Raw genomic sequence first — 22,787 nt, 5'->3', positions numbered from 1 at the left:
GCATATCACATGATAAAAAAAACGCTCGCAATTCTGGGTGTATTGACTATAGGTCAATCTGCCTATGCGCAGTCAGGTTTGTACCAAAACAGTGTACAAAAAACGATTGATGATCACTTTGAACTGTATGATAAGCAGCTTTTTAGTGCATCAAAATTTGAGTTTGAATCTTTGAGAGATCAAAAGTTTCCCTTTGGAGAGGAAGTTTATGTGGATTTTTATCATGCTATTTCGGCATTGAAAATTGATAATCCCGCATCTTCTGATTTGGTATATGCCTTTATCAGAAGATATCCTGATCATCCCAAAGTCAACGAGGCAGCACACCTGCTTGGAAATTACTTTTTTGAAAAAAGAAATTATAGAGAAGCCATACCTGCTTATCAAAAAGTAGATACAGATAAGATTTGGCCAGAGCAGCGATCAGAGGTTCTGTTCAAGCTAGGCTATGCCCAATTTCAGCTAGGAGACCAGACTAATGCTTTGAATAGCTTCAACCTTGTAAAGCGTGAGCGGACTGCATATACTCCTGATGCATATTATTATGCTGGCTATATCCAAATGGAGGCAAAACAATATGATAAGGCTATAGCTGATTTTAAAGAGGCCGAAAAGTCTAATTTTTATGCAGGAAAGGTACCCTACATGATGTCAGGGATCTACTACAGGCAAGGTTTTTATGATGAACTCATAGCTTATGCCGAACCGATAATTGCTGCCAATAGAACATTGGACAGGAAAGAAGAGATCAACCTTTATCTCGCAGAAGCATATTTCGAAAAAAGGCAATTCGATAAAGCTTCGGCAAATTATGATGCTTTTATCAATGCACAACGCGGAACTTTAGAAAGACCTCAGATCTATAGAGCTGGAGTAGCTCAATATGAAATCCAAAATTATCAAAGGGCTACAGATTATTTCAAAGTATCAGCAGTTGAAAACGATAAAATTGGTCAGGTATCAAGTTATTACCTTGGACATTCATACTTGAAATTGAACAATCCACAGTTTGCCTCTACGAGTTTTCAAGCTGCATATAAGAGTGACGCAGATCCTAGAATCAAAGAAGAAGCCCTAATCAACTATGCCAAGGTTAATTTGGAAAGAGGTAGCTTTCAAGATGCAGTAACAGGACTTGATACATACTTGGACACTTACCCTAGAGGTGCTTATGCCAAAGAAGCAGAGGATTTACTTGCAGATGCTTTGATCAATACCAATAACTACCTGCGTGCGATAGAGCAAATCGAAAGAATGCCTAACAAATCTAGTAGAATCAATGCAGCTTATCAAAAAGTTGCATTCTATCAAGGAATAGTTTATTACAGAGACAATAAAAATGATCTCGCGACAGCATACTTTGATAAAGCGATCAATACTCCTATTGACAAGGATCTTGTGAATCAAGCCTATTTTTGGAAAGCAGAGAACTATGCAGCAAGAGAAAATACTACTGAAGCGATCAGAACTTACGAAAAAATTCAAAACCAAAGACCTAGAGCAAATGATCCTTATTTGATCAAGTCACACTATGGACTTGGCTATGCGTTTTTCAATACACAGCAATACAACAAAGCAGAGCCACAGTTCAAGCAATATGTTGACAAGCTCCAAAGAGCTGAGGACAAGGAGAATTATGATGATGCGCTTGTGAGGCTTGGTGACATTTATTATGTTCAAAAGAAGTTTCCGGAAGCATTGAATACCTTTCGCAAAGCAGTCAATGAAGGTAATAAGTATGCAGATTATGCACATTTTAGGTCTGGTGTTATTCAAAATTTCCAGAATAACAATAATGAAGCTATCAATCACCTGAACCAAGTAATTGACAACTACTCAACAAGCTTGTACCTGGAAGATGCAATCTTTAAGAAAGCTGAAATCAATATGGAGATGACCCGCTATTCGGATGCGATTAGTGGATTTACAAGATTGATTGATACCAGGCCAAACAGTCAATTTATTCCTTTTGCGCTTGAAGGAAGAGCTATCGCTAGCTACTCATTGCAGCGCTATGATGAGACAATCCAAGATTACAAGAAAATACTAGAAAATCACCCGAATGCTTCCAATTCAGAATCAGCACTGACTGGATTGCAAGAAGCGCTCGCACTTCAAAATAGATCAGGAGAATTTTCTCAATATTTATCTTCGTATCGAAAGTCTAATCCGGACAATAAGAGTTTGCAAAATCTAGAGTTCGAAGCTGCAAAAAGCCTTTATTTCTCAAATTCGAATCAGCAGGCAGTAAAGGCATTTCAAGACTATCTGAGAAATTATCCTCAAGCTGGAAACAAGGCAGAGGCACTAAACTTCATGGCTGAATCCTACCATAAAGCTGGAAACAAGGAAGAAGCTCTCAAAATTTTCTACCAAATCGATGGTATGAAAGATTCACCTCAAAGAATGAGGGCAGTGCAAAGAATAGGTTCTATAGAAATGGAAAATAGAAACTATGCAAAAGCAATTCCCTACTTAAGAGAGGCAGGTAAGCATGCTCGAAATAAACTGGAAGAATATGAAGCATTTCAAGGCTTGATGGATGCACATTACAATACCAATGCTTTTGACTCGGTGATAGTTTATGCGGATCGAGTGATCGGTTTAGGTAATGTAATGGCTGATGCCACTCCCCAAGCCCTATTGCTCAAAGCCAAAGCACATTTCAAGAAAGGGAATCAATCAGCTGCCGAAGATGTGCTAAGAGACCTTGTCAATGATTATAAAACAGTGCATGGCGCAGAAGGACTTTATTTGTTAGCAGAGAGCTATTCAAATAAAGGGAACTATGAACAATCTAATGATGCCATATTTGATTTCTCAGCACCTTTTTCGGCACATGCTTACTGGTATGGAAGAAGCTTTATCTTACTAGCAGACAATTTCCTTAAAATGGGAGAAGATTTTCAAGCCAAAGCTACCCTGCAATCTGTAGTGGAGCAATCGGCTGACGAGGAAATCAAAAAGACTGCTCAAAACAAACTTAGTCAAATCAAATAGCCAATAGTGAATCTTAACATGACAATGAACAAACCATTTGTTTTCAAATATCTAATGTTGATAGGGCTATCAATGATAGGATTAGACGTACTTGCTCAACAAAAAGGTGAAGTACAGGATCAGGAATTTATCATCAGGAAAGACAGGGTTTTGACACTGCCTGTTCAGCCGAGAAGTTTTGAACGTATTCCTGTATTACCCACGCCTAAAAGTAACGCAAACTTCAATTACAAAGTAGAACCGTTTTTCTTGCCACTTCCTCCATTGGAGATAAAGCCTGAAGCTGCCACAAAGAATTTCCCGAGAAATTTGGAAGAACTTTATCCAGGTTTTGCAAAGCTAGGATATGGGAACTACTCATCGCCTTTGGTGGTATTGAGGTATAATTTATGGGAAGACGGCGATTATAATATCGGAGCAAAAGTAAGCCATGAAGGTTTCTATACAGGACCAGTAGGAGGTAGAAATTCTGCGGAAAATCATACTCACGTAGGTTTAGATGGTACTTTATTTAAAGATTATTTTTCACTTTATGGAAATGTAGATTATCATAGAGACGAATTTAACTTCTATGGCTATAATCCTGAAAATGTGCTACTTTCAGATTATGTGACTTCGAACAATGTCTTAAATGCATTTAAGATCAAAGCTGGAATTAGTAACTTGGAGAAAATGTCCGATTTAAACTATGATGCAAATTTGAATATTCGCTTATTCAATGATAGTTTTTCGGCAGTTGAAAATGAAGTTGGCTTAAATGGGAAATTTGATTTTTGGTTTTCGGAATATTTAAAATCAGAAGTTTTAGGTAACCTTTCCTTGACAACACCTGCAGATACCACTTATAGAGATATTAACAGGAATTATTTTAAAATAAGCCCAGCAGTAGTATATAGAAAAAGTGGACTTCAATTGAGAGCTGGAGCAAATATCGTATTTGAAAATGATGTAACTGATAATAAAAAATCAGACTTCCATGTTTTTCCTGCGATTGATGCTTCTTACATGTTAAGTGATGAATTTGGCATTTATGCAGGTTTCGAAGGAGATGTTCAGCGGAAAACATATTATGATTTTGTTACAGAAAACCCATTCTTGGGACCAAGTGACGCCTTGTTGAATACGATTCAAAACTATTTAGCAAAAGCTGGAGTGAAAGGTTCGATCAATGGAGAATTCAATTATGAAATAGGAGTAGCTTATGGACAGTTTGCCAACATGCACTTTTACAATACCAATACCACTGATACTTTGCGATTCAATTTGCTTTATGATTCGGATACAAGGATGTTGAACTATCACGCCAAAGTAAATTGGGAATATCAAGATTGGTATAAATTGAGCGGGGGTGTGAACTATTATCAGTATAACTTGACTGATCTGCAAGCGGCATTCCATAGACCAGAATGGGAGATTACCTTGGGAAATACCTTTAAACCAATGTCAAAGCTATTGATTCAGGCAAATGCTCATTTGATGGGAGGGATCGTTGTGTTAGAGCCAAATGCAATCTTAGACGAGACAAAAACACTCCCTGTAATATTAGACCTTCAACTCAAAGCAGACTACAAGATCACCGATAGGTTTTCCGTTTTTGCAGTAGGTAACAACTTGTTGAATCAATCCAATCAACGCTTCTTGAATTATCCAGTAAGGGGTATTCAAGGTGTAGGTGGCTTGACGGTGAAATTTTAATACAATCTTTTCTGTAGTGTTTCTGAAAGATTGTTGATTTCATACATTTGTCTTAGTTTCGTAGGCTGAAATGGTGTAAAAGAAATGGTGAAAAAAGAGGATAAAAAGTACACAGATATGGAAGATAAGGATTTTGGATTTCCTTTTGTGGAAGTTTTACCCTTGGAAGAAGTTGAAGAGCCAAAGAAATCTGTAATTGCTAATGAAATTATCGATGAACCAGCTCAAAATGATGAGCCAGCGGAAGTAACCTTAGAAGATTCACAAGAAGTCTCTGAAGAAAAGAAACCAGTAATTGCCAAAGAGAATATAGTTTTGGCTGCTCCTGTAGTGGTTCAACCTAGCAAAACAGTAAATAAGGAACTGCCAAAGAAAAATAAAGGTGCTGGTGTATATGTGATACTTTCACTTTTCGTTGTGTTGATATTAGCTTCTATGGGATATTTCTTTTATTATCTCCCAGAGATTGAGAAAAATCAGGAAAGAGAAGATTTGATTTCTACCAGTGAAATAGATGGGTCAACTCTTGAAACTAGTAATGAAACGGAAGATGTAACAGGAGAAGAGCTACCAGCGCAAGATGATTCTATAGAAGATACTGACATAGATAACGTTGAAAATGCAAGTCAAGCGAATGAGCCAGTTTTGACACTTATAGAAAGTAGAGAAGCTAGTCCACGATACTTTATTGTTGTAGGAAGTGTGTTGACCGAATCACATGCCAGAAGAGAAGCTGAAAAATACCTTCAAGATGGTTATGATACATGGATAGTTCGTCCTTATGGAGATATAAGGAACTTTAGAATTGCTATTGGGCAATTCGAAAGCTTAGAAGCTTCTACACCAGATTGGGAAGCTGCAAAGCAGGTTTATGGAAAAGAAATTTGGATTTTGAAATATTAATATGATGCTATTACAAACCCTCTCTACCGATGGAAACATGGTGGTAGATAGCTTGGCAATGATGGAGCCAGGCAAAGGAGACATTGGACTTCTTGATTTGATGATCAAAGGTGGTTATATGATGATACCACTATATGCACTATTTGTGCTAGCGATTTTTATCTTCGTAGAGAAGATCATCACGCTGAGAAAAGCTTCTAAATCTCCTAAGTATCTCATGGATCAGATCAAGATCTTGGTTCAAGGAGGTCAGGTTGAAAAAGCTAAAATACTATGTCAGCAAGAACAAACACCAGTGGCTAATATGATTGCTAAGGGATTGGAAAGAATCGGAAGCCCGTTGAAAAACATAGAAGTTGCTATCGAAAATGTGGGGAAGATAGAGATCTATAAACTGGAGAAGAACCTGAACTTGATGGCAACTGTATCAGGAGCTGCACCTATGATTGGGTTTTTGGGTACTGTAGCAGGTATGATTAGGGCATTTATAGGAGTAGCACAAGAAGAGGGCATGGTATCTCCAAAGCTTTTGTCTACAGGTATCTATGAAGCCATGATCACTACAGCTACTGGCCTAGTAGTTGGAATTATAGCTTATTTGGGTTACAATTACCTGGTGACGCAAGTTTCAAAATTGGTACATAATATGGAGTACACTTCCATAGAGTTTATGGACATTCTTCAAGAGAAATAAAATGGCATTACAATCCAAACATAAAGTAGAATCAGCATTTAGCATGTCTTCAATGACAGATATTATTTTCTTGTTATTGATCTTCTTTATGTTGACCTCCTCATTTATTACACCTTCGGGGCTTCCTGTGAACTTACCTTCCAGTGAAGCTTCAGATATCGTTATGCAAGAAGTGACGGTGACCGTCACCAAGGACTTGAGGTTTTCGGTAAACGATAGGGTAGTAGATAGAGAAGCTATCAAAGGAGAATTGACTGCTTTGTTACAAGATAAGAAAGGGCAGGTCGTTCTACATATAGACAAAGAAGTACCTGTGGAGTTTTTGGTTGAGATAGGCGGGATTGCTGCTGGTCTTGAAGCAAATGTCTCTATAGCGACCAAACCATACAAATAATTAAAATGGAAACTTGGCAAACAGACAAGCTAGAAGCAGAAAATAAGCGTAAAGCTGGAATCATTACATTGGTGATCAATGTATTGGTGTTTCTTTTTGTCTATTTTATGGTGGTTTGGAAGCAACCCATTCCGCCTTTACCCCAGTACGGTTTAGAATTGAATTTAGGATTTTCTGATTTTGGAAGTGGAAATACCCAAACCTTATCAGCACCTAATGATATTCAGTCTGAAGTAACCACTCCGGCAGCACCAGGAGAAGTGTCCAGCAAGCCGACAGAGTCAGCCACGCCGAATACACAACCTGCATCTCAAGCAAAACCTACTTCCACTCCAGCAAAGTCAAGTATAGAGGCTGTTTCAAAAGCACCAAGCACGATAAAAGGAGCAGAAAAAACTACTCCTGTGGTCAAGGAAAATACGCCAGAGAAAAAGGCGAGTACGCCTGTGACTGAACCAGCCAAAGCTGAAGCTGAAAAAACGGCACCAAAAGTAGAAGAAAAGCCCAAAGTAGATCAAAGAGCTTTGATGGGAGCAGGAGGTACATCAGGTACTGGAACACAGGCTGCCACTGGAAGTGCTCAAGGTTCATCAGATCAAAGAGGTGATGAAGGAAGACCGACGGGTACTGTTGACGGGAGAGCATTAATGGGATCTGGCACAGGTCAAGGTGTAGCAGGCCCAGGTGCTGGATACAACTTGGATTTGGCAGGTTGGGATATCGCAACTAGACCAAATATAAATGACAATGTTTCAACAAAAAACGGATTTATTATTTTTAATATAACCGTTGATGATTCAGGACAAATAGTTCAAGCAATACCAGATAAATACAATGTATCAAATGAAGTGGTAGCTTATTATAGAACAGTTTTGAGACAAATCTCTTTTAAAAGGCAATCGGGAAATCAAACTGCAGATTATTCCAAAGGAAAGATAACTTTTACCATAAAGGTAAATTAAAAATACGAATGAATTATACGCAAACATTGGACTACTTGTTCAATGCCTTACCCATGTTTCAGAGAGTAGGGGCTACGGCTTTTAAAAAAGACTTGAGCAACACATTGGCCCTTTGTAAACATTTGGGTGAGCCGCATCAAAAATTTAAGACCATACATGTAGCTGGAACAAATGGGAAAGGAAGTTCTTCTCATGCGCTTTGTTCTGTTTTGATGCAGGCAGGATACAAAGTTGGCCTTTATACTTCTCCTCATTTGAAATCATTTACCGAAAGAGTGAAAATCAATGGTATAGAAATTCCAGAGGATGAAGTTGTTCAATTTGTGAATGAAAATAAAGGGTTTTTAGATGATTTAAAGCCTAGTTTTTTTGAAATGACAGTGGGACTTGCATTTTGGTACTTTGCCAAAATACAAGTGGATGTAGCAGTAGTAGAAGTAGGGATGGGAGGTAGGTTGGATAGCACCAATGTGATACAGCCCGAAGTATGCTTGATCACAAATATTGGTTATGATCATATGCAGTACTTGGGAGATACTCTGGAAGCAATCGCTGGAGAAAAGGCTGGAATTATCAAGCAAAATACACCAATTGTAATCAGTCAAAGGCAAGCAGATACAACTCACGTTTTTAATGAAGTAGCAAAAACCAAACAAGCACCGATTTTCTTTGCTGAAGAATTTTTTCAAATTTATAAAGTAAGTGATAGAAGTTCAGGTGTTTATAGGGTAGTTCAGGGACAAGAATCTTTTGTGATTGAAATGGACCTGAAAGGAAACTATCAGCAAAAAAATCTTGCAGGCGTTTTAAAGACTTTAGCTATACTTGGAAAATTAGGCTTTTCTATTTCGCATAATCACCTTCAGGCTGGATTAGAAAATATTGTTAAAAATACTGGTCTGAAAGGTAGGTGGCAGCTTCTAAATGAATCTCCAACTGTCCTATGTGATACTGGACACAATGAAGATGGTATCAATTATATTTTAAATCAGCTCAAAGAGTATTCATACGAAAAATTGTGGATGGTATTGGGTATGGTCAATGACAAGGACCTTCATAAAGTGCTTTCTATACTTCCCAAAGATGCCAATTATGTTTTTGTAGCTGCCAAAATACCTAGAGCCATGTCGGCTTTAGCTTTACTAGAATTGGGCAGGGAGCATGGGTTGGAAGGTATTTCTATGGATGATGTCAATGATGGGTTGGCTTATGCAAAGAAAAATGCTTCAAAAGATGACTTAATATTTGTCGGAGGCAGTACCTTTGTGGTCGCTGAAATAAACGACTTATAAGCATGGGTAGGAATAAGCTCCAAAGATTTAAAGAAAACGAAGAAAATAGAAACGTAATACAATCTGGTAAGCCAATTTTTGAAAACATAAAAGGTAAATGGAATACAGATCAATTTCAAAATGAAAACCCAATTGTAGTTGAGCTTGCATGTGGTAGGGGGGAATTTACTGTAGGTCTGGCAAGGGAGTATCCAGCTCAAAATTTTATTGGTGTTGACATCAAAGGTTCGAGGATATGGAAAGGTTCGAAGACTGCGCTTGAAGAAGGTTTGGAAAATGTCGCTTTCTTGAGGACCCAAATCCAGCAGTTGAGTGAATTCTTTGATACGGAGGAGATTTCCGAGCTTTGGATAACATTCCCTGACCCATTCCCCAGAGATGGTGATGAAAAGCGGAGATTGACAAGCCCAAGGTTTTTGGATATGTATAAGCCTCTGATCAAAAAAAATGGGGTAATCAACTTCAAAACGGATAATACAGGATTATTTGACTATTCTCTGGAGCTTGTTCGTTCAAGAGAGGATATAGAGATACTTAGCCATACGCATGATTTTTACCAATCTGAATGGAAAGATGATCACCATGGTATCAAAACCCGATACGAAAAAATCTTTTCAGACCAAGGTGAAAAGATTAAATATTTGAAATTTAGATTTATATAAGCTTTTGCTAGTATTTACCTTGATTAGTGCCCCTAAGCCAAACCATATTTCTTTAATCACTTCCTCTGAACACCTCTTATCGCTTTGGCTTCAAGGGGATTTTCAGGCCAAGCATGCTTTGGATACCTTCTTTTTAAGTCTTTTTTGACTTCAAAGTAGGTGTTGTTCCAAAAACTATTTAGGTCACTTGTCACTTGAACTGGCTTGAAGCCTGGTGAAAGAAGGTGAAGGACAATATTGGTCTTCCCTTCATTGATTTGTGGAGTTTCTAGCCAGCCAAATACTTCTTGTAATCTCACGGCTAAAACTGGAGCTTCTCCATGTTGGCTATATTTCAATGGTAATTTACTTCCACTTGGTACTTCGATTTTCTCGGGCACAAGAGACTCAAATGCTTGCGAAGATTCATAGGAAAGACTACTCTTGAGAATTTCAAATAAGTCTAGCTTCTTAAAATCTTCTGGTTTTTTGATGTTAGAAAAATACGGAGCAAGTAATTCTTTGTTTCTTGAAATGATGGATTCAGTAGACCAATCAGGCCATTTTTCTGTAGGACTCCATATTCTAAGCGAAGCCATCCTGCCCTGTAATTGCACTACTTTTTCATTGATATCGAGCAAGCTTTCGCCTTCTTTGATCAGTGCCATGCTCAATGCCTCCTCGAGGTCACCAGCCTTAAGCTCCTTGATAGGTGTAGATTTCAATATGATGCTACCAATACTCAAATCGTTGCTTGCAATGAGACCACCTTTTCTACTATCCCAAAGTACTTTCCTAGTTTCCTTTACGAAAGGGAGTAGATCTTTTGGGTTGAGTTGAGAGGCTAGGAAGATTTTACCCATATGATCTCTCGCATCGATATGAGCTACTGCGAGCCATGATTCATGAGCTAAGTCATCACGATGTGAAATCATAGCAATTCTACCATTGGATAGTTGAAACTGGGCATTGTTGCCAGGACGTGCAAAAGCAATTCTTTCTGGATAGGCTAGGGCAATCATGGCACCTGTTTCAAATGGATCGGGCAAGTTGTTCTCTTCTTTTGCCCCAAAAATCTTTCTGTAGTTTGAAGCAATTTTCTCTATTTTATTAAGTCCTTTGACAGATAGCTTTTCTTTTCTGGCCCTTCTTAGTGCTTCTATACGTTTGTTGATATCCACACCAGCATCTTGTCCAAGGGGATCTCTTTCTTCAAGCACTCCTGCTATATCTGCTGCCAAAGACACATTGTCTTCATCGGCAGCATTCACTAGCATATGCGAAATCCTCGGGTGAGCGGGTACATTGTGGATTTTCTTTCCGTGATTTGTTATTTTACCATTTTCTACTGCGTTTAGCTGCGTCAAGATTTCTATGGCTTGAGCTATTGTGCCTTGTGGGGGTGGAGTCAACCAAGTCAAATCTCTCACATTGCTGACACCCCAAGCATACATGTCCAATACCATAAATGCCAAATCAGCTTCCAAGATTTCTGGTGTTCTATAGCTCTGCAGGTTGGCTTGGGTGGCCTTAGACCACAGTCGATAGCAAGTTCCGGGCTGTAATCTTCCCGCTCTCCCTGCTCGTTGGTCAGCAGAATCCTTTGCTATTCGAATCGTCTCTAATTTACTCAAACCTGAATTTGGATCAAATTTTGAGGTTTTGCCAAATCCAGAATCTATTACAATTGTGATACCTTCTATCGTAAGACTTGTTTCAGCTATTGAAGTAGATAAGACTACCTTTCTTTTGCCATGTCTATTGGGCATGATAGCCTGGAACTGTGCGCTAGGGGATAGCTGTCCGTATAGTGGATGGATAGAAAAGTCGGAAAGTTGTTTTTTTAGTATTGCCTCTGTTTTTTTGATTTCTCCCTGACCTGGTAAAAACACCAACACATCACCTTGATGCTTATTCACAGCATCGATTGTGGCTTTTGCACACATCTCGGGCAAAAGCCATGGATCAATATCCCCTTGATAGATGATATCTACAGGGTACATTTTTCCCTTACTTTCTATTACAGGTGCTTTCAGCAAATGTGCCAATTGTGGCATGTCTAATGTTGCTGACATCACCATGATTTTCAAATCAGGCCTTAATACTTGCTGGGCCTCTCGGCATAGGGCCATTGCTACATCAGCGTGGATGTTTCGCTCATGAAATTCATCAAATATTACCAAACCTATATCCTCCAAAGCATTGTCTGAATGTAACATTCTGGTAAGAATACCTTCTGTCACTACTTCTAGTCGTGTCTGTGGACTGATTCGAGATTCAAACCTAATCCTATAGCCCACAGTATTACCCACAGGTTCACCAAGCAAATCTGCCATTCTGCTTGCAATGGATTTGGTGGCTAGTCGTCTAGGCTCTAGCATGATGATTTTTTTTCCTTTGAGATAATTTTCTTCAAGCAATGCCAAGGGGAGGAGCGTACTTTTTCCTGCACCAGGAGGTGCTTGAATGATGAGTGTATTCTCGTTTTTAAGCGTCTCCTGTACTTGAGAAATGATTTCTCTTACGGGTAAATCAATGTGGAATGGATCAAAGTTCAAAGCGAAATATTTTATCAGCCAAGCTATTTGGTAAATGTTTTCTAGTAAAAAAATCCGCTTACTTTCCTCAATTTGGGATAGTAAGCGGATCTTGAAGTTTAGATAAATTAGAATACTATTCTACTTTTGCAGATGCTTTTCCATATTCCCAACGGATTTCAAAACCGTTGCTTGTTACTTCATATACCAGTCGCTCTTCGAGTTTAGAAGTTTGTTCTGAAGAGACATTCACTCTAAGAGCGTCTTGTGCTTGATCGTATGAATATGCTCCCCATTGTTTTTCTACTTTATTGAAAATGAAAGTAGATTCTACCTCACCTGGTATCACGAAGAATGTGTACTTTCCTGCTGAAAGAGCTTTACCTTGTACTTTCACATCTTTATCAAATTCAATGGTGGTGGCGTCGTTAGCACCAGCTCTCCAAACTTGACCAAAAGGAACTAATTCACCCCAGATATTTCTACCTTTAACTGCAGGGCTGCTGTAGTTAATAGTGATTTTTTTACCATTAACCTCACCCTCTGCTGTCTTGGCAGGGCTTGGCTTTTCATCTTGCGCTGTGGCAAGGAGAGTGATTGCTACCAAAAACATGGTTAGCATGCTGAATTTGTTAAAGAGTGACTTTTTCATGATTTTGTTTTGAGGAAATTGTTATATAAGTATTTAAAATAAAATGCTAATTCCTAAATTTTCACCCATACTTGTTTTTTGTGGCTTTCAATGATTCGCTCACAAATAACCAACTCTCTCAATCCATCTTCAAATGTAGGGAAGGTAGGTTGAGCTGGTTGTTTTCCATTCAAAACTGCCGCATACACTTCTTTGAAAAGCTGCTTGGAAGTATCTGGAAATCCTTCATTATGTCCACCTGGGAAGCTGATCAAGCCAGCTGCCTCTGGTGTGAATAAAGCTGGGTCTTTCATTAAATGTTGATTGGCAAGCTCTCGCTTACCTATCCACATTTCATTTGGTCTTTCTGAACACCATTCAAAGTTGGACTTCGATCCTGCAATTTCTATATTCAGTCTGTTTTTTCTACCTGCATTTACTTGAGATACGGTAACAGACCCCTTATTCCCATTGTCAAATCTAAGCATCACAGTAGCATGATCTTCTGTATTGATCGCTACCTCTTGATAATCAGCAGCATTGAGCATTTTGCCAGAATAAGTTTCAATGGCTTTTAGGGGCTTTAATCTTGTCTTGTGTACAGTAGAGAAATCGGCCATCACTTCCATGATTTTCAATCCTGTAACATATTCTGTCAAGTCTAAAAGGTGTGAACCTATGTCTGCAATAGCCCTAGAGTCACCAGATTTGTCTGGTTCCAATCTCCAGTTGTAATCAGTCTGTAAGAATAACCAATCTTGTAGATAAGAACCCATGATGCTGTATATATCACCTAACTCACCACTTTCTCTCATTGTTTTCATTTGCCTGACCATTGGGTAATAGCGCAAGTTGAAATGCACGGCATTGACAAGGCCTTTTTCTTTGGCAAGAGCTACAAGTTCTTCAGCTTCTTCTATTTTGGTAGCTAGGGGTTTTTCACATACCACATGTTTTCCGGCAAGAAGAGCAGCTTTTGATTGTGAAAAGTGTAGGAAATTTGGTGTACAAATATGAACTACATCTATTTCCTCATCTTTCAACATTTCTTCAAAAGTATAGGCTTGTGGAATTCCCAATAATATAGCTTTTTCTTGAGCAAGTTCAATATTGACTTCACACAATGCTTTGACCTCTACATTAGGTATTCTTCTCAATGCTTCTAGATGCGCTGGTCCTATAAAGCCAGTACCAACAATTGCGGCTTTGATTTTTCTCATAATAGGTTTAATAGTTTTGTTAATTGAATTTGATTCTAAAAATTAAAGATAAGTCAGTTTCTGATTTATCGCTTTATTTTCAAGTGCTTTTTTGTCGTTTCTCCTACATTTTCTGGCATAAGTTGCTACTCATCAGTTATATGGGAATCATTTTTTGATTTACCATTTATATTATTTTCAAGCAGTCTATCAAGTTTTTCTCAACAATGAAGACTGCTCACTAGTTTTCAGGTTTAAATTGTTTAACTTATATTTCTGAAAAATATTAAACTATCATGGCAAACTACAATCTTCATGTCAATGGAAAGCAAATTGAAGTAGATGTGGATGAAGATACCCCATTACTTTGGGTTCTTAGGGATCATCTCGGCTTAGTAGGTACAAAATACGCTTGCGGCATAGCACAATGTGGCGCTTGCACCGTTCACGTGAATGGGGAAGCAAATTTCTCATGTGTAAAACCAATTTCTGATGTTGCAGATGAAAAAATAACGACCATTGAAGGGCTTTCCAAAGATGGAGATCATCCAGTGCAGAAAGCATGGGATGAAGTAGATGTGGCACAATGCGGCTACTGTCAGGCAGGCCAAATCATGAGTGCTGCTGCCCTGCTCAAAAAAAATCCAAAACCTAGCTTGGATGAGATAGACGAAGCGATGAATAAAAATATCTGTCGCTGTGGAACATATCATAAAATCAGAGAAGCTGTAGCTATGGCTGCAAAAACGAAATAATCATGGCTGATATCACAAAAACAAATCGAAGAGATTTTCTCAAAATTGCAGCTACTGCAACTGGAGGCTTGCTGATCGGCTTTTATTGGTCAAGTTGCGACTCTCCAAAAGTGAAGGTTCTTTCTACAGAGGAAGTCTTAAGCAAAGCACATAATTTTAATAGTTTTCTATCTATCTCACCAGATGGAGATATTGTAATCTATTCACCGAATCCTGAACTCGGACAGAACATCAAGACTTCATTTCCGATGGTAGTAGCTGAAGAGTTGGATGCAGATTGGTCAAAGGTAAGGGTGCTTCAAGCTCCTTTGGATACAGAGAAGTTTGATAGGCAACTTACAGGAGGTTCAGGTGCCATGCCTCATTCTTGGGAAAGGTTGAGAAAGGCAGGAGCTACTGCCAAATACTTGCTCATGGCAGCTGCTGCTCAACAACTCGAAGTGGATCAGGCTACGCTCACAGTTGAAAAAAGTGTAGTCACGCACAAAGCCTCAGGCAAGAAACTTTCTTATGGTGAACTGGTAGAGGTAGCCTCAACCATGGAAGCACCAGAAGAAGTTTTGCTTAAGGATCCAAAAGATTTTACCCTCATCGGGACACCTGTTCGCAATGTTGACAATAAGGATATCATTACTGGAAAACCTTTATTTGGGCTGGATTTTTATAGAGAGGGAATGATGCACGCCATGATCCAAAGACCTCCATTCGGTAAAAAGATCAAGTCGGTAGATGATAGTGAAGCAAGAGCTGTAAATGGGGTGACAGATGTGATACAGTATGATAACTTTGTGGCTATAGTTGGGCATTCGACTTGGCCACTTATCAAAGCCAAAAGACGACTGAAAGTAACTTATGAGGCAGAGGGTAATGTAGAGAGTACTGCTGATCATGATAGGATCATGAAAGAATTGCTAGAAAGTAAAGAGGCTAGGACAATGAGAAGTGATGGTGACGTTGAAAAAGCATTTGCATCAGCTGCAAAGGTTGTAACAAGTGAGTATCAATGTCCATTTCTTCCACATGCGCCTATGGAGCCAATGAATTTCTTTGCTCATGTCAAAGGTGAAGAAGTGGAGCTAATAGGTCCTACGCAGACACCTGATGCAGCACGTATGCAGACTGCGGCGTTATTGGATATTCCAAAGGAAAATGTAACAGTAGATATCACCAGACTCGGTGGAGGCTTTGGTAGAAGGCTAAGAGCAGACTATGTCATTGACGCAGTAGAAGTCTCCAGAAGAATCAATGCACCAGTTAAAGTGACATGGACCAGAGAAGATGATATGATTGGCGGTGCTTACAGGCCAGCAGTAAGGTATAGGTTTTCGGCAGCTTTGGATGAAGAAGGAAACATGATAGGCTATAAGCTTCGTGGTGTAGGACTAAATGCTGGTAATGCTGTAAGGCAAGATAATTTTCCTTCTGGTGCAGTACCAAATTTACTGATAGAAAATATCAACTATGATTCCACTGTCACTACTAATGCCTGGAGAGCTCCAATAACAAATTTTCTGGCTTATGCAGAGCAGTCATTTTTGGATGAAGTAGCACTAGCAACGGACAAAGACCCTGTAAAATTCCGACTTGACCTGCTTGAAAAGGCAAAGTCGTCACCAGTAGGTGCGGTCAACTATGATGTAGACAGGATGATAGGGGTGATCAAAGATGCAGCAGAAAGATCCAACTGGGGTAAGGATAGTAACATCAAGCAAGGGTTCTCGGTTTACTTTTCTCACCGTTCTTATGTAGCCCAAGTAGCAAACATCGAAATGGTCAATAACCAGCCTGTACTCAAAAAAATAATTGCCTCAACAGATTGTGGGATTGTAGTAAATCCGACAGGTGCCAATCATCAAGTAAGAGGGGGAATAGTAGATGGTATGGGACACGCTATGTTTGGTAATTTGGTATTTGAAGATGGCTCACCAAAGCAAAAGAACTTTGATACTTATCGATTGATTAGAATGAAAGAAGTTCCTGACATAGATCTAAATTACATAGACAGTGGATTTGAACCCACAGGACTTGGAGAGCCAGCTTTACCTCCTACAGGTGGTGCGATTGCAAATGCCATATTTGCAGCCACAGGAAAAAGGTTGAGAAGCCAGCCATTTATTGAGCAACAAGAATTTTCAGACCTCAACCTGCAAATGTTTCGGAGCTAGTTGAAAGCTTCCTATGCATGTAAGCTAATGATACGTACATTCTAAAAAGGGCTTCTTGCTTAATTATTAACTAACTGATAATCAGTAAAATAATTAACAAAAACATAACACAAAAACCCCGAATTTGGCTGTTCCCAGCTTTTTTCGGGGTTTTCTTTTTTGTATTTTAAGGTTGCAATCTAAAATACAATTCAAGATATGGCGCAGCTTTCTATTTTCAAAGATTTTGACGGATATTCTCCAAAATATCACTTTTTCAAGAATTCGTTATTAGGCAGAATCCATGACAGTATTCCCTGGGACGAACTTGTAGCCTGTCTTCCTGACGAACGTGTGGGAAGAGGTGCACCAAGCTGGTTCGGTGCCAGAGGTATGTTTGCACTCATGTTTTTGAAGGCCTACTTTAATATCAGTGACAGGCAGTTGCTGGAACGTTTCAATACGGATTGGTCACTTCAGTATTTCTGCGGTAAAGTACTTTCCGAAGACCAACAGATAAAAGACATGACTATAATGACCCGTATAAGGGCATATATAGAAAGCCATTGTGAATGGGAAAAGCTTCAGGAGACCCTAATTAACCACTGGAAATATGATGTCAGCAATAGCCATGTTCTGCTGATGGATGCCACCTGCTATGAATCTTATATTCGTTTCCCAACAGATGTAAAACTTCTTTGGGAGTGTTGTGAATGGGTTTTTGAGAGTCAGTTATTCAGTATTTGTTCAGAATATGGTGTCAAAAGACCAAGATCCAAGTTCAGGGAGCAGAAACTGGCCCAGATGTCATATTCCAGAAAAAGGAAGAACAGCTTTAAGGAAACGCTGAGAAGAAGAAAAGCACTTATCTATCTTCTTAACAAAGGAATCGGTCAGCTGCAGGATATTTTGGATAAAAACAAAGGGGCAGGACTTGACCTGAAAGGTTTTGCAAGATTCGGTGTGATAAAGAAAGTATGTCAGCAACAGGAGTTTTTACTGGCTAATCCTCCTTCAAAACTGAAGGATAGAATTGTATCACTCCATAAACCATATCTACGACCAATAGTAAGAGGGAAAGAAAAAAAGCCTGTGGAGTTCGGCGCCAAAGCCCACATTCTTCAGGTTGATGGCCTTACTTTTATTGACAAACTGGATTTCAATGCCTACAACGAGTGTACTAGGCTTAAGCTGTCAGTAGCCAAGCATAAAAGGTTTTTCGGTCCTGTAAAACAGCTTGGAGCTGATAGGATCTATGCTACCAACAAAAACCGCGTATTCTGCACTGGGAAAAAAATCTTTACCTGCTTCCCTAAAAAAGGTCCTAAAAAACTAAGCAAGGCTGAAAAAACCCTGAGCTCGGAAATATCCAAACAGAGAGCCACTGTTATGGAAGGTGTTTTTGGAACAAACAAAAACTTTTACGGTCTTGGTAAAATCAAGGTCAAAGGGGAAAAGAGGGAGAAGCTGATGATATTTTTTGGGATCATGACAGCCAACGCTGTTCTGATCGCTAAAAGAAGGGAGGCCAAAGAAAGTCCACCGAAGCAAAAAGCAGCCTAAAAAAGCATCCAAAAAGCAACTTGTTGGGATAGGTGTGCCCATACGGAAAATCCGAGTAATTTTCATACAAAAACTAATTCTAAATTGTACTTTTTCAATCCGAAATTGACTCGTGGATCAAGGGTCAAATACATAAAAAAAGAAAGTAGAGCTTAGTTTAAACCCTACTTTCTAATTCCTGACGAATTTTCCAAGAAGCCCTAAAAACAAAAAATCCTCAAAGTGAATTTCTCTTTGAGGATTTTTTATTTAATTGAATTTGAGTTATTTAGTGAGTTCCTTTTCACGTTGAACTTCAATCATGTCTACTGGTGGTGGGGTATTGTCACCTAGCAAATGCTGGACAAAGTAATCCCCCATTTTCCAAAAGAAATATTCAGTCATATCTCCATATCCATGTCGCTGGCCTGGTAAAAGTAAGAGGTCAAATCTTTTGTTTGCCTTCATCAAAGCATTCGCCATTCTGATGGTGCCAGCAGGGTGTACGTTGTTGTCTACATCTCCTGTAGTCAGTAATAATCTTCCTTTCAGGTTAGCCGCCAAATCAGGGTTTTTTTCTACTTTATAGACAAAAGTAGTGTCACCTTTTGGAGAGATTTGCTCTTTCACACCATGATGTTTTTCTGACCACCACCTATTGTATATGTTGTTTTCGTGATTTCCTGCAGATGAGACAGCTACTTTGAAGACATCAGGGTAGACTAGCATGGCAGCAGTAGACATAAATCCACCACCAGAGTGGCCATGGATTCCTACTTTGTTTCTGTCTATAAAGGAATGTCGATCTGCCAATTGCTCGATGGCGGCTTTTTTATCAGCTAGTCCATAATCACGAAGATTTCCATAGCCATAGTTATGGTACCATTTTGACCTTCCCGGATGTCCTCCTCTGTTACCTAATGTCACTACTACAAAACCAAATTGTGCCAATCGATCTGTTCGGTCTAAGCTTGCCGAGAAATCTTTGTTCACGGCTTCTGTCTGTGGCCCTGGGTACACATATTCTATAATTGGATATACCTTTGTCGAATCAAAATCAAAGGGCTTGTACATCACGCCGTACAAATCTGTGATGCCATCATCAGCCTTAAAGGTAAATGGCTCTGGAAACTTGTAACCTGAAGCAAATAATGAGCTAAAATCAGCCTCTTCCAAATCCATGATTTTCTTACCACTTCCATCATAAAGTACTGAAGCAGGTATGGTATTGACCCTTGAGTAATTGTCTACAAAATAAGTCCCTTTATCATTGATAGAAATGGTGTGGTTATAATTACCTCCATTTACCAAACTTACATTACCACCATTTAGACTTACCTTATAAAGGTGCTCATAATAGGGATCTTCACCTTGTTCTTTTCCATTTGCTATAAAGTACAAGAAACGACCTTTTTCATCGATTGTAGCTACACGATCTGTATGATAAGCTCCTGATGTTAGCTGACGTTTGAGGTTACCAGCCTTATCATACAAATAAAAGTGCCCCCAACCATCTCTTTCTGACCAATGAAGAATTTCATTGCCATCATTGATCAATTCTGGCTTGATCAGGTCAATGTAAGTATTACTTCTCTCTTCAATGAGTGTTTCCTTTTTCCCTTCTTTGATATTCCATCTTGCGATATCTACTTTTTTCAAATCTCTGGAAGTAAGTGAGAAGTAAAAATTGTCATTGTCTCCAAGCCAGATAGTAGGAGTGAAGTCATCATCTCTGCTTGTGATTGGCCTTGTTTGCGTATAGAGACTGACTGTTTGATCTTTGAAGGTCTCTATGTCTAGCTTGGAAAGCTTTTCATTTTCAAATGAATAGTGCATCAATTCGGTGATAGGTTGCTCTTTTTCACCAGGCATGGCATACTTATATGTTTCCAAAGTCGGTCTTGGATCTTTTGTATGATGTATCACCCATAGATCTTTTACTTTTCTTACATCGGACCTGGTGGTGATGAATTGCTTGCTGTCTGCAGACCAAAATATTCCTGCTCTTTTTCTGTTATCCTTGTTTTTTTCTTCTTCTACATTGTCTTCACCTCTTCCTCCTCCATAGCTGTAGTCTTTTTCCCCGTCAGTAGTGATCTGATGCTCTACGATCGTACTATCTTTATCATCTTTTACAGCTTTCAGGAAATTGGCTTTGTCCATCCAAAAAAGGTTGTCATTTTTGGCATAAACGACCCTAGATGAATCTGGTGAAATACCAGCCCAAGCAAGTCGCTTAGCCTCTTGCTCAGGATCTTCAATTTCGGTGAGTTGTTGATTTTGAAGGTTGTAGCGAAACACATAAGTTTTCTTCTCTAGTGAATCTTTGGCACTTTTGTTTTTTTCCTTGATCTCCTCCCAATCTTTCTTTAGGACTTCTTGAGTACTTTTAATTTTGAATTCAATGGTATTCTCATCTTCCAAAAACTTAAGATCGGTAATGGGTAAATTTTGTCCATCAAAAGGATCTTTGACAATTTTAGTGATTTCTGAAGCTAATTTGTCTTTGTCAAAAAACGATTTCTTTGTTCTCGTGGCTGGATCTACGATGTACCATTCTTTTCCTTTAGTGGTCTGGAAGGTGTACCAAAATTTATCTGACTTCTTGAGCCAATGTGGGTCTACTTTTGTGGTAAACACCATTTTCTTAACTTTTTCTGGAGAGTAGCGTGCTGCTAACTCATAATTTCCTTTTCTAGGGTAATCTTGTGCCTGCAACATTCCAATAGAAAAGAGCAGGATCATCATCAGGTGATATTTTTTCATCATTTATTAATCAATTAATCACGTGAAATTAACTAATGGATGATTGAACTGTGAACCATTGATGTAAAAGTGGAATACTCAAAAATAAAATTCAAAGGTGATTTTAGTTTTATGTTTAGTGTTTTTCATATAAATTGATCTCATAAAAGTGATTTCATACATGATGCAATATGAATTACCTTCAACTACTATATTTATCAAACTCAAGAAGAATTTCTAAAAAAAACCATCAATTATTGTTTTTGGTGACTTTGTATGTTTTGATTTATTCCTTCGCTTCATACTCGATTTTTAATTTCTTTTATTTCCCTCAACACTTGGTTTTATTAATTTTCACTTATGTCATCATAAGGCGCTTAAATAACAATAAATTGATTTTTTTAAAAGCTTTCATGGGGCACCCTAAAGCCATGAGAATGCTGATCTTAGAGAATTTTATAGTATCTATTCCGTTTTTATTAGCCCTATTTTTGAATGGGTATCGTTTCGCATGCTTAGTAGTAATCTTAATATCAGTACTTGTTGCTTTATTAACAGCGGAATTTAGACCAACACAAAGATTTCCTACACCTTTTTTTAATTTCCCTTTTGAGTTTCAAATTGGTTACAGGCAACATTTTATGCTAATTCTATTCTCCTATCTTTTTGTAGTGCTTTCCAATCAGGAAATTAGACAGGAAGTTGAATGGGTGGTTTTACTTGGTATGTTTGCTTTAATTTCTACCTTTTACTCAGAAAAAATTGAAGATATCTCCTATATCATACTTAATAAAAGAAGTCCTAAGTCATTTTTATTGAGAAAGTTAGGTTTGTCAATTCTATTGACAAGCATGTTAGTTTTACCATTATGCTGCATTTTGATCTGGTCTAATTTAATAACACTAAAAGACATTATTTGGGTCTATTTTTCTGGTTTATTGTTTTTATGTTTTGTCATTCTTGCCAAATACATTGCATTTCCAAACAAAATCAATATTTCACAAGGTGCGTTTATTGGAATATCAGTTGTACTTATTCCAATCTCAATCTTTACATTTCCGATTTTCTATTTTCAGGCAAAAAAGAATTTAAGTAGATTAATGAAAAATGATTAACCCTACTTTGTCAAGTTAAGAAAAGAGGTAAAGAATTGGCAAAGGACGGCATCCTTGCTTATCTTTACCTCAGCTAAATATTACTATTGTAAAACTAACAAAAAAGGCCGCTATATTAAATAGACGGCAAAAAAATATGATTTTGAAAATCCTCAAATTCTTGAGGATGTGGCATTTGGGCTTGAAAAAGGGCTCAGTCCATTTCAGGGATTTTTCCAAACCCGTACCCACCCAGTATTTCACAGGGCATTAAGTTATATAAGAGGTCTTTTCAAGAGTGAGAAAAACAGGGCAAACTGTAGCTCCATTGCTGATTCCCTAGGCGAACTCGATCATCAGAGCCTCAATCACCTTCTCAGTAATTCCCCATGGGACTATACCCAGGTACTCCATGAGATATCCCAAAGTACATCATCGCTTCTTTCAGGGTCGGGAGAAACTGCCCTATTAATCGATGAAGTCGGATTTCGGAAGAAAGGACGACATTCCGCATGCGTGGGCAGGCAGTACCTCGGTTGCCTAGGCAAACAGGATAACG

At 38.5% G+C, this 22,787-nt stretch carries 17 protein-coding genes; 13 read left to right on the top strand and 4 right to left on the bottom strand.

The genetic code is table 11. The annotated features are described in order from the left end of the window. Positions 1-9: 9 nt before the first annotated feature. From MM239_RS10560 to trmB, 8 genes are all read left to right on the top strand, one after another. The gene (locus tag MM239_RS10560; protein WP_241348205.1) at positions 10-3,000 is read left to right on the top strand and encodes a tetratricopeptide repeat protein; all 2,991 of its coding nucleotides are present in this window, start codon (positions 10-12) and stop codon (positions 2,998-3,000) included. A gap of 72 nt (positions 3,001-3,072) precedes the next feature. After that, positions 3,073-4,695: a TonB-dependent receptor gene (locus tag MM239_RS10555; RefSeq protein WP_241348204.1), complete on the top strand. Its 1,623-nt coding sequence runs from the start codon at positions 3,073-3,075 to the stop codon at positions 4,693-4,695. Between the two features lie 84 nt (positions 4,696-4,779). Further along, positions 4,780-5,598: a hypothetical protein gene (locus MM239_RS10550; RefSeq protein ID WP_241348203.1), complete on the top strand. Its 819-nt coding sequence runs from the start codon at positions 4,780-4,782 to the stop codon at positions 5,596-5,598. A 1-nt stretch (position 5,599) separates the two neighbouring features. Next, entirely contained in the window at positions 5,600-6,292 is a 693-nt protein-coding gene (locus MM239_RS10545; protein ID WP_241348202.1) for a MotA/TolQ/ExbB proton channel family protein, read from the top strand. Position 6,293: 1 nt separating this feature from the next. Then, complete coding sequence (locus MM239_RS10540; RefSeq protein WP_241348201.1) at positions 6,294-6,686, top strand: ExbD/TolR family protein; 393 nt, start codon at positions 6,294-6,296, stop codon at positions 6,684-6,686. A gap of 5 nt (positions 6,687-6,691) precedes the next feature. Continuing rightward, a complete protein-coding gene (locus MM239_RS10535; protein WP_241348200.1) occupies positions 6,692-7,648 on the top strand; it encodes an energy transducer TonB in 957 nt (318 codons plus the stop codon). A gap of 8 nt (positions 7,649-7,656) precedes the next feature. Next, the gene (locus MM239_RS10530) at positions 7,657-8,940 is read left to right on the top strand and encodes a bifunctional folylpolyglutamate synthase/dihydrofolate synthase (RefSeq protein ID WP_241348199.1); all 1,284 of its coding nucleotides are present in this window, start codon (positions 7,657-7,659) and stop codon (positions 8,938-8,940) included. A 2-nt stretch (positions 8,941-8,942) separates the two neighbouring features. Continuing rightward, positions 8,943-9,602 (top strand): tRNA (guanosine(46)-N7)-methyltransferase TrmB, encoded by a 660-nt coding sequence (trmB, locus tag MM239_RS10525; RefSeq protein ID WP_241348198.1) that lies wholly within the window; start codon positions 8,943-8,945, stop codon positions 9,600-9,602. A 56-nt stretch (positions 9,603-9,658) separates the two neighbouring features. On the opposite strand, the gene hrpB is transcribed toward trmB, so the two are convergent. The 3 genes from hrpB to MM239_RS10510 form a co-directional block, all read right to left on the bottom strand. Continuing rightward, positions 9,659-12,139, bottom strand: a complete 2,481-nt coding sequence (gene hrpB, locus MM239_RS10520) for an ATP-dependent helicase HrpB (RefSeq protein ID WP_241348197.1) — start codon at positions 12,137-12,139, stop codon at positions 9,659-9,661. A 115-nt stretch (positions 12,140-12,254) separates the two neighbouring features. After that, positions 12,255-12,770, bottom strand: a complete 516-nt coding sequence (locus MM239_RS10515; RefSeq protein WP_241348195.1) for a DUF2911 domain-containing protein — start codon at positions 12,768-12,770, stop codon at positions 12,255-12,257. 53 nt (positions 12,771-12,823) lie between these two features. Further along, positions 12,824-13,969, bottom strand: a complete 1,146-nt coding sequence (locus MM239_RS10510) for a Gfo/Idh/MocA family protein (RefSeq protein WP_241348193.1) — start codon at positions 13,967-13,969, stop codon at positions 12,824-12,826. A gap of 275 nt (positions 13,970-14,244) precedes the next feature. Between MM239_RS10510 and MM239_RS10505 the strand changes: the two genes are divergently transcribed. The 3 genes from MM239_RS10505 (at position 14,245) to MM239_RS10495 (ending at position 18,410) form a co-directional block, all read left to right on the top strand. Beyond that, the gene (locus MM239_RS10505; RefSeq protein WP_241348191.1) at positions 14,245-14,703 is read left to right on the top strand and encodes a (2Fe-2S)-binding protein; all 459 of its coding nucleotides are present in this window, start codon (positions 14,245-14,247) and stop codon (positions 14,701-14,703) included. Positions 14,704-14,705: 2 nt separating this feature from the next. Continuing rightward, entirely contained in the window at positions 14,706-16,868 is a 2,163-nt protein-coding gene (locus MM239_RS10500; protein ID WP_241348189.1) for a xanthine dehydrogenase family protein molybdopterin-binding subunit, read from the top strand. A gap of 198 nt (positions 16,869-17,066) precedes the next feature. Beyond that, positions 17,067-18,410, top strand: coding sequence for a transposase (locus MM239_RS10495; RefSeq protein ID WP_241348187.1), 1,344 nt, complete (start codon positions 17,067-17,069; stop codon positions 18,408-18,410). Positions 18,411-18,674: 264 nt separating this feature from the next. Here the strand turns inward: MM239_RS10495 and MM239_RS10490 are convergent, their stop codons facing one another. Further along, positions 18,675-21,155, bottom strand: a complete 2,481-nt coding sequence (locus MM239_RS10490) for a S9 family peptidase (protein WP_241348235.1) — start codon at positions 21,153-21,155, stop codon at positions 18,675-18,677. Positions 21,156-21,547: 392 nt separating this feature from the next. Here MM239_RS10490 and MM239_RS10485 point away from each other — a divergent pair, with 392 nt between their 5' ends. Both MM239_RS10485 and MM239_RS10480 read left to right on the top strand, forming a co-directional pair. Further along, positions 21,548-22,249 (top strand): hypothetical protein, encoded by a 702-nt coding sequence (locus MM239_RS10485; RefSeq protein ID WP_241348185.1) that lies wholly within the window; start codon positions 21,548-21,550, stop codon positions 22,247-22,249. Positions 22,250-22,417: 168 nt separating this feature from the next. Then, positions 22,418-22,787, top strand: a 370-nt coding sequence (locus MM239_RS10480) for a transposase (protein WP_241348183.1), incomplete at its 3' end; no start/stop codon positions are given.

The organism is Belliella filtrata, from assembly GCF_022549775.1.
In the GTDB taxonomy this organism is placed as follows: domain Bacteria; phylum Bacteroidota; class Bacteroidia; order Cytophagales; family Cyclobacteriaceae; genus Belliella; species Belliella filtrata.
Note: the sequence above shows the minus strand (reverse complement) of the source record. Positions and strands in the feature narration are given on the sequence as shown.